This is a genomic window from Xylanibacter rarus, from assembly GCF_001275135.1.
In the GTDB taxonomy this organism is placed as follows: domain Bacteria; phylum Bacteroidota; class Bacteroidia; order Bacteroidales; family Bacteroidaceae; genus Prevotella; species Prevotella rara.
The window spans coordinates 50,442-65,379 of the sequence record NZ_LFQU01000009.1; the positions used below are offsets into that span (position 1 = coordinate 50,442).

The following is a 14,938-nucleotide window of genomic DNA, read 5'->3' on the forward strand; positions in this document are numbered from 1 at the left end:
ATGAAAACATTATTTTATCAGTTGATATAATATTTCCATTCTTCCTCTATCTGTCATACTTAATGCTCATAATTTACTTTTTGCATACCTCATTATATGCAATATGGTATAAAATTAATACAGAATGTTTTGTTTATGCAAAAATATAATTAGTTTTGCACAAATTACGGATGTATACAAGTTTACTTAATTAGATTTATGAGTAAAATCATTTTTACGATTTTGAGTTTGTTTGCATTTATGGTTGCAAATGCACAGGTGTGGGACGGTACTGCAAAGGCTTGGACAAAAGGAAGCGGAACCGAAGCAGACCCGTATCTCATTGAGACAGGAGAAAATCTGGCTTATTTGGCAGAGACTGTTACTGACGGAGAAACTTATGAGGGGGTGTTCTTTAAACTTGTAAACAGTCTTGACATGGGAGGTGGACTGCACAAGTTTTCGCCTATAGGTTTCTTTAACGAGTATGCTGATCTGGAAAATCCAGATCAGATGATTGACGAGTCAAAATATTTTTTAGGCGTTTTTGACGGCAATGGTAAAACCGTGGACAACGTGCACATATATTTTATAGACGCCCAAAACAGCGTAGGCGGCACAGGACTCTTTGCTTGTATATCAAAAAATGCCGTAGTGAAGAATCTTACAATAGGCAAAAATTCGGTTGTTGAAGGCACCGACGGCTCTGGTGCTGTTGTTGGAGCAATGACCGGCGGCAGGATTGAGAACTGCGTAAACAAGGCATCTATAGCAATAACCCAGGGCCTGGGGCAGGGTGGAATCGTCGGCACAATGTATGGCGGCACGGTGTCAGGCTGCATCAATGACGCTGATATTGCGGGCAGTACAGACTTAGGCGGCATTGCAGGATATGTAGACCGTGGAGGAGTAATCGAAAATTGTTATAACAGGGGCAATATAGTCTTTACCGGATTTTTTGCAGGCGGACTTGTCGGCTTCCTGGTAGACGGTACATTGAGAAACTGCTATAACTGTGGAGAGATATTAAGCGATTTTACTGGCAATGCTGTTGTAGGCACTACAGAAGACGGTGCTGTAATAGAAAATTGCTATTATCTTGAAACAGAAGAAGGAGCCACTGATGATAATGGTGCTGTTGTCAAGAAGACGGCAGACGAGATGAAGAGCGATGATTTCCTGTATGCGCTTGACAACGGACAAAATGCATGGAAGAAAGACGCAAACGGCATTAATAATGGATTTCCGCTACTAAGCTGGCAAGATGAAAGTACAGTATCTGTAGGCTCAGTCTTGCAGGAAGACAAAATCGGGCTTGTTGTGTCAGGCCATAATGTCTCAGCTTCTGTAGACGGCGCTTGCAGAATTGTGGTAACAGATCTTAGCGGGAAAACAATAGCAGACAAAATTATTGACGGAGGCTCATTGTATGTTCCGGTTAAAGGTCTTTATGTAGTAACGGTCTATGCGAAAGGAAAAAGCGAGAGCTGCAAGATTATCATAAAGTAGCAGGCTACATTGTGAACGCATAAATCCACAAACTGAGATATAATAGATGTCGGCGGACAGAACTTTAGATATGCCGTAAATGAGCGGAAGATGCATCTGGCAAAAAGGAGAATGTTTATTTTGTCCCGTGTTTGTTTGGTGCATATATCTTCTGCCGGCATGAAAAAGATATTTAAGTTAGCATTATAATTTGAAGATGTTCACGGAGCAGCATTCTCCGCTATAAAACATCTTAATGATTCATGGACGTTTTATAATATTTTTTACTGTCCGTTCTTGGCGATTAAAAGCATATTTCTCTTTGTTGAAGGAGAGGTATGCTTTTAATTATATAATAAGATGTTTAATTACCTTTCGGTCCGATTTTCTTTGTTTATTATATAAGTCTGTCATCATGCTATAAAAATAGTGATGGCTGTGATTTTTACACGATGAAGTGTTATAACTTTATGCGCATGTCAAACTGAAATCAAAGGTTAACTTTAATAAAGGCAGTGACAACCTGATTTGAATTTAAAAAAGATTTGGAAACAAATATAGTTTTAACACGGAGAATTGTCAACTAAATCCAGTATACTGCAAACAAAATTAGATATATTGTAAAATATCAAAAATAAACGATTGAGTTTTACATAAAAACTCGGCCATTTACGGTTAAAAAGTGGCCGAGTTACGATGCATAAACCGGCCATTAACAGTTTGAAAGTAAATGCGTGTTGGTTGCTTAAAGAATTTTTGTGTGACTATGCGTAAACGCTCTATTTGTAATCTTTAGTGATAGAAATGGTTACAGTTTTTTATGCTATATTTCTGCTGTTGGTTTAAATTGTGAAAAATAGTTCTCAAACAGATGCTTTTATCCGGATAGATAGTCTGGCTGATTTGTTATATTGAATATTCCTTTATATGGATATATGCATGTTGAATAACCTCATCTTGTTCATGGTCTTAATGGGCTTAAAACTACGTGAAAGTTTTATAATTGGTCGTCTGCCATGTTATTTCGAGCCTATAAAATTCTTATATTTGCATGAATTCCTTTTGAGGTTAAATATTGGATGTATGTTTCTTGTCAGACTTTTTGGCTGTCTCGTGTTATTGTTGATATGCATTGATGGCAGTGCACAAATAACAGGTGTGGTCTTCGATATGGAGACCAAACGTCAGATAGCCGGTGTAAGAGTGTATATCAATCCGAAAGGAACCGTGATTACCGATTCGAGAGGACGTTTTGTAATCAGTCAGCTGTGTAACGGCGTCACTTTTTCACATGTAAGTTATGAAAGCAGGGTATACAGCCGAAAGGAACTTTGTGACACAATATGGCTTATGCCCAAACTCAACCGGCTCGATGAGGTTGTCATTACGGCAAAGGCACCTATAGTGTGCATCAAAAAGGGTGAGGTGTCTAAATATGCAAAACAGTTTAAGGCCCCGTCGGGCTTGTTCTCGTTTGATATGTTCAAGCTCTTTGATTTTAAGGGGCATAAGCACGAAAAGAGACGCAAGCGTCTTGAAAAGATACTGGAGGATTATTGATCGTGTAAATAAAAAGGGACAAAGTCGTTTTGAGCTTTGTCCCTTTCATTTATTATAACGTAAACTATATTATTTACTTATTGATGAATTTTTTGCCGTTCTGGATAAGGATGCCTTTTGTTTCTTTGCTTACACGCTGACCGGCAAGGTTGTATACAGGAGCGTTGGCGTCAACGTTGTCTTTTGTTATGTCGTAGATGCCAGTAGATCCGCCTGTTGAGAAGATGAAGCCGTAGAAGCTCATCTTAGAACCTTTCATGTAAAGATAGTAAGTGCTGTTTGCCTTAACGTCGAAGTTTACATATCCGTAGAATTTCTCTGCGAGAGTGTTGTCCTCTGCAAGTTCAACAGTTTCGCCGTCTTTGTTAACCAGAGTGAAGTCTGTTCCGGGTGTCATATATGCGCCGTCGCATACTGCACGGAACTCTTTACCGTTACCGATAACGGCACCAACTTTCAGTGAGCCGTCTACTGCAGGCTTGAATTCATAGTATGTTCCAGAAACAGGAATTATACCATCTTCTCCGAAAGCAGCATTGCTGTTTCCTTGTGTGTAGGCAACAAATTCAGGAAGGTTAGTGTTGCTTTTGTTCTCCTTGAATCCGGTTCCGAGTGTGACAGTGATGTTCTCAACGTCTGTTATCACCATGTTGTCTTCAGGTGTTGAACCATCGTCTGGTACAGCGTAAGTTCCTTGCGCATTAGCACATACAGCCATCATAGCAGCTGCTACAAGAGTAAAAATTTTTTTCATAAGACTTAATTTTTTAGTTAATAATTTGATTTGTAAAAAAGATATAATATTTTATTCTATTCCACGTAGCTTGTTGTTTCGCTGCAAAGATAATAATTTATTTTAATAAGATGCTTCTTAAGGGATAAAAATCGAAAATATTTTATCTTTTTGCATGTTTTGAGTTAATGGTTTTAATCAGCATTTTCATTAAAGATGAAGTTGTCGCCATATTTTTATCAATTTTTATCGTATATTTGTTTTTTATTCATATCTTTGCACGCAACAAACGAACTTTATATAAGTATTGAAAAATAATTTACTAAAATATATTAACTAACCTAATTTAAATATGAGAAAATCGTTACAAAAAGTGACCCTCATGTGCCTTTTTGCGCTGTTTGCAATCGTAGCTAAGGCACAGAATGATGTTACTGCGTTGTGGGACTGGGAGCATAACAGTCCTTTAGGCATTTGTGCCAGTACGAATTTTGAAGGCAAGACTGGCGACCTGAAATCTAACGTTGATGGTGTTGTGCTGCATGTAGACGCCACAAACGGCAAATTGAACGCAGAGAAAAACAATTATGCACAGTTTAATCAGGGAACAATCCTGCAGGTTCCTGTAAAGTCTGTAAACGATGTTGTTACAGTGAAGTCTTATCCCGGTCAGTATAAGTTTACTGTGGGCGGAGTTGCTGCAACGTCAGATGTAACAACTTATAATGTTAAAAGTAAGGATCTGGAGAAAGGCTATGTTGAGGTAATAGCAACCGGAGGTTCTTATCTTTATAGTGTTCAGGTTAAATTCATCTCAAACATTCAGGAAAAGGAATTGTATTCTACCAATTTTTCTGAATGGGGAGATTATGAGACCGCTGCCAAAGAAGAAGAAACTGTTGTAAAGTGGAATACCAAGTACAGCCATGAGGAGATATCATTCTCAATCTTCAATACACAGATTGGTGCAAGCAACTTTAATGTTGGTAAATTCCCTGATTGGACTGGCGGTATGCTGATGGCCGCAAAGAGTGACAATCCTTATATTATTACTTCAAAACTTGCTTCTGTAACAAAGGTTCATTTTATACATGGTGCCACAGGCGGAAATCGTGGCTGGAAACTTTGGGCTAAAGGTGACGGCGATGCCGACTGGGTTATCCTGTCGGAAAGTGTGGCTAATCCGGCTGCCGGCTGTGAAGTTACATGTGATGTCAACAGAACAAACTGTCAGCTGAAGTTTACTAATATCACAACCAATCAGAATGCATATCTTCTGCAGCTTGACATTTATGGTAATGTAGACATGTCGCTTACTCCGTCTCTCGGAACTTTCTCTTACAATAACGAGACATACCATGCAGCTGATATCTTCGAAGAGACATCTGCCGGCGTGCTGACTACAACTATCGAGGTGCCCAATGCAACTCCACTGCCGTCTTTGGAGAATCCTGTAACAGATATAACTTGCGACAATGGTGAGGTTGACGGTGACGTTACATACGAAACTGTCGGTGAAACATCTGTCGTTACAATAAAGGTGAAGGCCAACGAGGACGTTATGACATATAAGATTACTTTCGTTCACAAGCCTTACTTCACCCTTACCTATTATAATATAGATGGAAGCGTGCTGGAAAATTCACAGAAAGTGGAGAAAGATGCAAGCATCGCTACATTGAGAGATGATGAAGGTGTTACTGTTGCTGAAGGAAAGAAATTCCGCGGCTGGTTTGCTGAGGCAGATGGTGGACGTAAGTTTACTATAGATGATGTCGTTACTTCTGACCTTAATCTTTATGCAGGTGTTACAGAAATAGAGACAGAAAGCACATCTGCACGCTATACATTCAATCTCACTGACGAATATTTCTATGATGAAGACCATGAGGCGTTTAACGCTGAGAAGGCCCAGTTCCACGATACTGCACACGGATGGACACTCGAGTCAAACGGCAAGATAGACTTGTTGGTCGGCGGTCATGCTTATATTATTGCAACACTGTGCCGTTACAGCAAGCAGGATGCTACACTCACTCTCTATGATGCAGAAGGCAATGAGGTTGCTACTGCTCCCGGATATGATTCAACAGACGGCAAGAGCGTTATGCTCGAATATAAAGGTCAGGCAGGAACTGTCACTCTTAAGTCAAGCAATGAAATTTATCTGCACAAACTCGTGATAGCAAATGTTGAAGATTCTCCTATTGAGATGAACGAGCAGGGCTATTATGTAGTTAAACCAAACGACGGCGGTAACTTCCTTACAACTCTTGAAATCGCAAACGCTGCTTCTTCTTCAGACAAGCGTACCTATGTGTTCGTGCCGGACGGAACTTATGATCTTGGCAATGCCGTGCTTACACCTATATCAGGAAACAATATCTCTGTAATCGGTCAGAGCATGGATAACACAATAATCGTAAACGAGGCTGAGCAGGAAGGTATCGGAGTTTCTGCAACATTCCTCATTACAGGTGAAAATACTTATCTGCAGGATCTTACCCTGAAGAATGCTTATGACTACTACAAACCCGGATTTGCCGGCCGTGCCGTTGTTATCCAGGACAAGGGTAAGCACACTGTCTGCAAGAATGTACGCATGCTTTCTTATCAGGACACATATTATTCAAACAGCAACTCAAACTTCTATTTCGAGAATTCTGACATTCACGGAACAGTAGACTTTATCTGCGGTGAGGGTGATGTGTTCTTTAACAACTGTACACTTACTGTAGAACCCCGCAATGCCGACGGCTCAGGTGAATGTACGCTTACTGCTCCTTCTACAAATTCATCAGAGGGAAACAAGTTTGGTTATGTATTCAGTGGTTGTACAATTGACAGCAAGGCAGAGAAGTTTAACTACGGCCGTGCATGGAACAACACCCCGCGCTGTGCTTACATAAATACAACTCTGCTGCAGCCGGAGCGTCTTAATGAAAACAGATGGACTCTCGGTGGAATGAACGTGCCTGCAGATAAATTTGTAGAGTATAACACTATGGATCAGAGCGGAAAGGTTATTTCGCCAGCTTCACTTGTTTGTACATTTACAAAGGACAGCAAGAGCAATACTTATGAAACAATACTTACAGCTGAACAGGCTGAAGAATACTCACTCGAGACTATCTCTAAATCATGGAACTGGTATCCGGCAACATACACAGCTCAGAAGAGCATGGACGTGCTGAAGGCTGACGGAAACAAACTTACATGGAATGCTGTTGACGGAGCTTTGGCTTATGCAGTGTTCAGAAATGGTGAGTTCGTCGGAATGACAACATCAGCTTCTTATGACATCACAGAAGGAAATGCTTCTGAGTATTCTGTACGTGCTGCAAATGAGTGTGGAGGTTTCGGCCCTGGTTCAACAACAACTACAGGTATCTCTGATTCTGTTGTTGCCGGTGGTGATGTTGTCCGCACATCATATTACAATGTGCAGGGTGCCCGTGTTGGCAGCTCTTATAAAGGTATTGTTATTAAAGTAGAAACGTTGAAAGACGGTAAGCAGATAGCAACCAAAATTATTAGATAGTTATTAAGGGCTTTTAGACGTAATGGTGGATGCGCTTAAATGTGTATCCACCATTTTTATTTTAGAATGTTTGTATGCATTAGTCTCTGTCTGTCATTGTATTTTTATGCTGCATTTATTTTGTTCCTTTTGTCCGTCGCTTTTTATCTGTTGATTATTTGAGCATACGAAAAGTTAATACTTTCACATCCTTTTTACCTACATCCTAATTAACAATCTTTTGTTGTAGTTGTATTCATGAAGATTTATATATGTTAATAAAATTATGGGTTTTATATATTTAAATTTTTTATGTATAAAATAATGATTTTGTTTTGTGGAATGTATTTTTTTCGTATCTTTGCAGGCAAAACTATCAAACTTATAAAAACTAATATCAAAAAACAAGGTAATAACAATGTAAATGTTTGTTTGATGAGCCTTTATTATGCGATATAGAGTACGTAAGGGTCCGGCGCTTGGCTGTTTTGGACACGCCATAATTGCGCCCTTTATGGTGGTTTTGTCGTAAGATGAATTTATATTTTTTATTTTTAATTAAATTAATAACATTTATGTCTGGTAATTTGAAAACTTTTCGAATTGTGCTTTTAGTGCTTTTCACTTTTGTGGTGAGCGGTCTTTCTGCACAAACAGTTAAAGGTAATGTGAAGGACACCAACGGTGAGCCGATCATCGGTGTGACTGTCCAGGAGAAAGGTACCAAGAATGTCGCCGTGACAGATCTTGATGGAAATTTCTCTATTAAAACAACCGGCGACGGACAGTTGCAGTTTTCATACATCGGTATGAAGGCTAAGACTGTAAATGCTGCCGGAAAATCAAACATCAACGTTGTACTTGAAGATGAGGCAACAAATCTTGATGACGTTGTCGTTATCGGTTATGGTACGGTTAAGAAAAGAGACTTGACTGGTTCTGTTGCATCAGTTAGTGCTGAAGACATCGCAAACATTCCTGTTTCAAGCGTAAGTGAGGCTATGACAGGTAAAATGGCCGGTGTTAACATCACAACAACAGAAGGTTCTCCTGACGCCGACATCAAGATTCGTGTGCGTGGTGGAGGTTCTTTGTCTCAGGACAACTCACCTCTTTATATAGTAGACGGCTTCCCTGTTGAGAGCATCAGCGACATCGCACCCAGCGAAATTCAGAGCATCGACGTGTTGAAGGATGCTTCGTCTACTGCTATTTATGGTGCGCGTGGTGCAAACGGTGTAATCATCGTTACAACAAAGAGCGGTAAAGAGGGTAAGACTCAGGTTAACTTCAATGCATCTCTGGGATGGAAGAAGGTTACTAAGCTTATCAAGACAATGGATCCTTACAACTATGCATATTATCAGTATGAACTTGGTAATGATGCTTACGGAAACTATGATGACCTTGATATCTGGAAGTCAATCGAAGGACGTGACTATCAGGATGAACTTTTCGGACGTACTGGTTTGCAGAAACAATACAATGTTAATGTTAGCGGTGGTTCAAAAGAAATCAAGTATAACGTAGGTTTCTCTCACAACGATGAAAAGAGCATCATGCTCGGTTCTGGTTATGCAAAGAACAACGTTAACGCAAAAATCAATGCTACACTTAACGAATGGTTGACTCTTGACTTCAACGGCCGTATGGCTTTCACAAAGCTCAAAGGTCTTAATGGTGGTGCTGACACCAACGAAAGCAATGCAGCAAACTCTGCTGTAGCAAACTCTGTTAAGTGGAATCCTGTTGAGGCTTTGGTTTCTGTAGATGATGACAGCGAAAACAGTTCTAATACACGACGCAATCCGGTTGAGCGTATCAGCGATACATATAAGTATCAGGAGCGTTTCTCTCAGAACTATAATGTAGGTTTGAACTGGAAACCTTTCAAGAACATTACATTCCGTACTGAATTCGGTTACGGCTGGAAATATAATGATACAGACCAGGTTTGGGGCGCAAGAGCCGTTACAAACTCTAAATATGGATATAACGGACAGCCGCAGGCTATGTTTGTAAGACTGGAGAATAAGAACTGGCGCAATGCTAACACTGTTACTTACGATAACAAAAATTGTTCGGTGGCCGTGATCATATTAACGTAATGATCGGTCAGGAGTGGAGCAGTTCACGTGATATTACACGTACAAATGTTTCTGTTGCATTCCCAGAGGAAATGACAATCGATGAGGTTCTTGCAAATACAGCAGCAGGTACAGCTCTTCCAAACGAAGGCGATATTGAGGCACAGGAAAACATCCTTTCATACTTCGGCCGTATTAATTATACAATGGCTGACAAATATCTTGCAACATTCACTCTCCGTGCTGACGGTTCAAGTAAGTTTGGCAAGAATAACCGTTGGGGCTGGTTCCCTTCACTTGCATTGGCATGGCGTATGTCAGAAGAGAACTTCATGAAGGGTGCATCTGACTGGCTCTCTAACTTGAAGCTTCGTCTGAGCTTTGGTACAGCAGGTAACAACCGTATTAATTCAGGATTGCTCGAGCCCTTATATTCAATGGCTTCTAATACATCAAAGGCTCCCGAGTTCAACGGCGTTACAGGTTCAATGCTTGAGCATGGTAAATATCTTTATAATCCTGACTTGAAATGGGAAACAACCATAACACGTAACTTGGGTATTGACTTCGGCTTCTGGAATAACAGAATCAGCGGTACTTTGGATTTCTACTGGAATACAACAAAGGATTTGCTTATGGAAACAGTAATTCCTTCAAGCACAGGATATGAAACTCAGTTCCAGAACTTTGGTAAGACATCAAACAAGGGTGTTGAACTTGCAATCAACGCTGTACTTGTTGACAAGAAGAACTTTGGATTGAACTTTAATTTCAATATTTCTTACAACCGCAACAAGATTGAAGAACTTAACAGCGGCAGCCCATGGCAGAGCTCAAGTTGGAGTGGTAAGACTCTTGAGCAGTATGAGGACTTCCGTGTTGTTGCCGGTGGTCGTCTGGGAGAACTTTGGGGATACAAGACAAATGGTTACTATACCGTTTATGATCCTGCCACAGGCACAGGTGACCTCGTGCTGAATGCAAATGGAACATGGTCTTTGCGTGAAGGACTGAAAGACAACAGCTATACTTACTTTGGCGGTCTCTATCCCGGCGTTCTTAAAGTGCAGGTTGACGAAAATGGTGATCCTATAAAGCAGCGTCTTGGCAATACTGTTGCTCCTACAACAGGTGGTTTCGGATTTGACGGTCGCATAGGTAACTTTGACTTCAACGTATTCTTCAACTATTCTCTTGGCAACAAGCTGGTTAACGGTACAAAACTTGCAAACTCTTTCTATGCAGGTTCAAGCAAGAACTACAACCTGGTTGCAGACTTTAATCTTGAGAACCGTTATACATGGATCGACCCTGAGACAGGTCTTAACTTAGGCCGTCCTTCAACAAACACAATTGCTGCTTATGGTAGCGCTGAGGCTGTTATGGCACGTCTGAACGAAATCAACCAGGGTAAGGTTATGTATAACCCTGCAGGTGTTTCAAAGATGTACCTTATTGATTATGCAGTTGAGGATGCTTCATTCTTGCGCGTACAGAATATTACAGTAGGATATACACTTCCTAAGAAGTGGGTTAAGGCTATGAATATTGAGAATATCAGACTCTATTTCACAGGTTATAACCTCTTCTGTATCACAGGATATGATGGCTATGATCCTGAAGTTGATACAAGCAGTAAGAAGACTCCTATGTGTCCTGGTATAGATTATGCGGCATATCCTAAGAGCCGTACATTTGTAGGAGGTATTAACGTAACATTCTAAATTTTAAGAATATAGAAATTATGAAAAAGATATTTTCAATGATGATTCTTTCTGCGGGAATTTTGGGACTTTCATCTTGTTCTGATTTCCTGGATCAGAATTCTCCTTCGGAAATGAATCAAACAACTGTGTATAACTCAACATATTACACAAGTTTGCGTGTGAATAAACTTTATGGTGGTATGGGTCAAGACCGTACTTATTCACAGGATTGGAGTATTACAACCAATATAAACAGTGATATCGAGCTTGTAGACGGTCTAGGAAACGGTGCTTATGAAGCAGGTAACCGTGGTGCCGGAAACTATAATGTTTCTACAGGATGGAGCACTCTTACAGATGAGTGGACAGCAATGTATGGAATCATTGAGGATGCTAATGATATTATTGAAGGCATTCGCCAAAGCCCACTTTTTGTTGAAGGCAATGATTCATACCAGGAAATGGGCCGTTATCTCGGTGAAGCTTTGACTATCAGAGCTATGGTATATTTTGACATGTTGCGTTACTGGGGTGATATTCCTATGAAACTCGAAACATCTCAGCCTGATTTGAGCAATGCGTTCATGGCCAAGACTGACCGCGATGTTATTATGGACACATTAATGGTTGACCTTGAGGAAGCTACAAAACTTTTGCCTTGGGCTGGTGAGAATGGATATACCACAGAGCATGTAACAAAGGGCTATGCTCACGCCCTGTTGGCACAGATAGCCATGACACGTGCAGGTTATGCTATACGTGAGAAGGCTAAGGACGGATATGAGACAGCTAGTTATTCAGATCCTGTGTATCCGACACAGCGTCCTGGTGCAGAGGAGCGTAAGGCTCTTTATGAGAAAGCATTGAAGCATCTTACAGCCGTTATCGTATCTGGCAAGCACCAGTTGAATCCTTCGTTCGAAAATGAGTGGTATCTTATCAATCAGCAGACATTGGATTTGACATATCAGGAGAACTTGTTCGAGATACCTATGAAGTATAACGTTACAAGTGAGCTTGGTTATACAATTGGTGTGCGTATTACAAAGGATAATGCTACATTTGGTAATGGTAACTCTAGCGGTAAAGTTAAGTTGACAGCTCCTTTCTTCTATTCTTATAAGCAGAACGATACACGCCGTGACGTAACTGTTGCTCCTTACGAAATCACTACTACAAGCGGTAGCGACAATAGAGCTGAGCAGGCTGTTGAAAAGATGCTTAAGAATGCTCCATTTGGACTTTATGTAGGAAAATGGAATCCAAGATGGATGTCTGAAACATGGCTTTCTGACAACCAGAAGATTGACTCAAAGCACATGACTGGTATCAATCCTGTTAAGATGCGTTATTCTAATGTACTGCTTTTCTATGCAGAGTGTATGAACGAATTGGCTGGAGGTCCTGATGCAACATATCCTGATAATGCTGGCTTGACAGCCCGTCAGGCTTTGGCTCTCGTACATGAGCGTGCTTACGATGACGAGCATAAGGCTGAAGCTCAGGCTTATGTGGCTTCTCTGCCGTCAGATAAGGAAGGATTCTTCAACGATGGTATCGTACAGGAGAATGCATGGGAGTTTGCAGGTGAAGGCTTCCGCAAATATGATCTGATTCGTTGGAACCTGCTTGTTCAGAAGATTTATGAGTTTAAGCAGACATATCTGCGTCAGCTTGCTGATGGAACATATCCTGAAAAAGTGTTCTTCAACTATACAGATGACTCAAAGAGTCGTATCGATTTCTCTTCTGTGACATGGTATACACCTGTCGAGGAAGTTAATGAGGCAGATTATCAAGACAGCTGCGACTGGTTCGGAAAGGCTGATCTTGAATCAGGAACAGATACTCAGGTAAATACAAACCTTCCTTCTATATGTAGCGGACTTGTTGGCAATGATGTAAATTCGATGGATGCAGGTGTTGCAGTTAAGAATCGTTATTTGATGCCTATAAGTTTGACAACAATCTCTGACTCACAGGGATACTTAAGTAACTCATACGGTTATTAATTTACAGTAAATTAAAAAAGGATGAAAACTATTAATAAATTTTTCAGTTCAATACTGATAATGTTTTTAGGTCTCTCTGTGGTTTCTTGTACAGACGGAAACGACTGGGGCTTGGACAGTGCTTTTGACAGATTGTTTGGAGTTGGAGAGGACGACATTACTGTTGAAACAACTGCAACAACTGCAACTGTTACTTTCTCGGCAATGTCTGCCACAAAGGACTCTTTATATTTTGTTATCGAGGTCAGCAAAGACTCTTTGTATGACGAAATCGCAATGGGCGGTGAGCGTGCCAAAGTTTTTGGACTGAACAAGGAAATCAGAAAGTCTCCTGTTGTTCTGACAGGTCTTGACGGTGACTCTAAGTATTATATGCGAATAAAGACAATGTCTGATACAAAGGCAGAGTCTAAGTGGGTTTATTATAAGGAAGGCGAATCTTTTAAAACTCAGGCAGAGCAGATCTTTGATGAGGTGCTGGCTGATGACTATACAGATTCTGAGGTTACATTACGTTGGAATGCACCGGCTGATTCTGTAACAAACATCCTGGTTGTTCAGGGCACTGACACAACTGACTATGTGTTGACTGAAACAGATAAGGCAGAACAAACTCATACGTTTACAGGTCTGACTCCTCTGACAACTTACACCTTTATAATATATAATGGTGAGGCTAAGCGTGGTACACAGACTGTTACAACTTCTGCTGCACCTCCTGCTGCAAGTTATACAGAGTATCTTGATGCTGACATTGAAAGATTCAACCAGGCTCTTATGGATGAAATCCTGTCAAAAGCTCAGGCTGCAACAGGTTCTGGTAATGTAAGCGTTACAATTGTATTCCCGGCAGACAAGACAATTGAGGTTATTGGTGATGATACTCAGAGCGATCCGGGTGCACTTACAGTTCCTGACGGAATGTCTGTTAACTTCTTTGGCCGTGGTGGTGGTGAAACACCTGTATTGCGTCTGCTGAAGAGCATTGACATCGCTGGTTCACATAACTTCATAACATTCCAGCATCTGAAGATTGTTGATGACGGTTCTGGCGCTAACTATCTGATTAACCAGAGCAAGGCTTGTACTGTAGACAAGATTGAATTCACTGACTGTGAAGTTTCTGGTATGAAGAATACTTTCTTCCGCCTGCAGGGTAGCGAGGCTAAGGTTATCAACAATCTGGTTATCGATAACTGCTTGATGCATGATCTTGGCTCAGGATATTCATTCATACATGTTGATGACAATGGAAACCAGGCTGTATATGTTAACAACATTAAGATGACAAACAGCACTTTCTGGAATATCTGTGTTACGGGTAAGACCTTTATCTATAGTGAGAAAGTGAACATGAACTCAATCTACATGGAGTATTGTACTTTCTATAACAACAACGGTAGTGGTCAGTACTTTATCGATTTCAACGATAAGACCTATGGTCCTGAGACGTTCTCTGTATTTAACTGCGTATTCGGTAAGACTCCGGATGAGGCAACAAACAAGAACATCAGAGCAAAGATTGAACCTGAAGTTGTGAACTCATATTGCGCAAGCGACTTCTATAAGTCTAAGGGCTTCCCCAACATAACAATTCTTGATTACACATCAGATAAGTTGTTTGTTGATCCGGCAAATGCAGACTTCCACTTCATTTCAGGAACATTAGATAATTCAGGTGCTGGTGATCCAAGATGGTGGCCCGCAGCAGAATAATCATTCATAAAATCAAAGAGGGGCAGGGCTTTTCTGCTCCTCTTTGATTTTCGTTTATTAGCATAGTTGGGTATAATATTATAGATAAATTTTTTTACTCATCTCACGGGCTTTATCAGTTCGTTGTTTTAATAATA

The 14,938-nt window shown here is 40.5% G+C and carries 6 protein-coding genes and 1 pseudogene; 6 read left to right on the plus strand and 1 reads right to left on the minus strand.

Annotated features, from left to right (window positions below; translation table 11 throughout):
* Positions 1-198: 198 nt before the first annotated feature.
* Both ACU52_RS06235 and ACU52_RS15270 read left to right on the plus strand, forming a co-directional pair.
* On the plus strand, positions 199-1,488 hold the full coding sequence (locus tag ACU52_RS06235; protein ID WP_147630792.1) for a T9SS type A sorting domain-containing protein: 1,290 nt from the start codon (positions 199-201) through the stop codon (positions 1,486-1,488).
* A gap of 1,062 nt (positions 1,489-2,550) precedes the next feature.
* Positions 2,551-3,027 (plus strand): carboxypeptidase-like regulatory domain-containing protein, encoded by a 477-nt coding sequence (locus tag ACU52_RS15270; protein ID WP_262503054.1) that lies wholly within the window; start codon positions 2,551-2,553, stop codon positions 3,025-3,027.
* 73 nt (positions 3,028-3,100) lie between these two features.
* Here the strand turns inward: ACU52_RS15270 and ACU52_RS06245 are convergent, their stop codons facing one another.
* Positions 3,101-3,781 carry a hypothetical protein gene (locus ACU52_RS06245; RefSeq protein WP_021853976.1) on the minus strand — a complete coding sequence of 227 codons (681 nt, stop codon included), beginning with the start codon at positions 3,779-3,781 and terminating at the stop codon, positions 3,101-3,103.
* Between the two features lie 331 nt (positions 3,782-4,112).
* Here ACU52_RS06245 and ACU52_RS06250 point away from each other — a divergent pair, with 331 nt between their 5' ends.
* From ACU52_RS06250 to ACU52_RS06265, 4 genes and pseudogenes are all read left to right on the plus strand, one after another.
* Positions 4,113-7,301 carry a pectinesterase family protein gene (locus ACU52_RS06250; protein WP_147630794.1) on the plus strand — a complete coding sequence of 1,063 codons (3,189 nt, stop codon included), beginning with the start codon at positions 4,113-4,115 and terminating at the stop codon, positions 7,299-7,301.
* Positions 7,302-7,855: 554 nt separating this feature from the next.
* A pseudogene (locus ACU52_RS06255) lies at positions 7,856-11,091 on the plus strand (SusC/RagA family TonB-linked outer membrane protein).
* 20 nt (positions 11,092-11,111) lie between these two features.
* Positions 11,112-13,085, plus strand: a complete 1,974-nt coding sequence (locus ACU52_RS06260; RefSeq protein WP_021853972.1) for a RagB/SusD family nutrient uptake outer membrane protein — start codon at positions 11,112-11,114, stop codon at positions 13,083-13,085.
* A 21-nt stretch (positions 13,086-13,106) separates the two neighbouring features.
* Positions 13,107-14,801 (plus strand): DUF5123 domain-containing protein, encoded by a 1,695-nt coding sequence (locus ACU52_RS06265; RefSeq protein WP_053398159.1) that lies wholly within the window; start codon positions 13,107-13,109, stop codon positions 14,799-14,801.
* Positions 14,802-14,938: the final 137 nt, after the last annotated feature.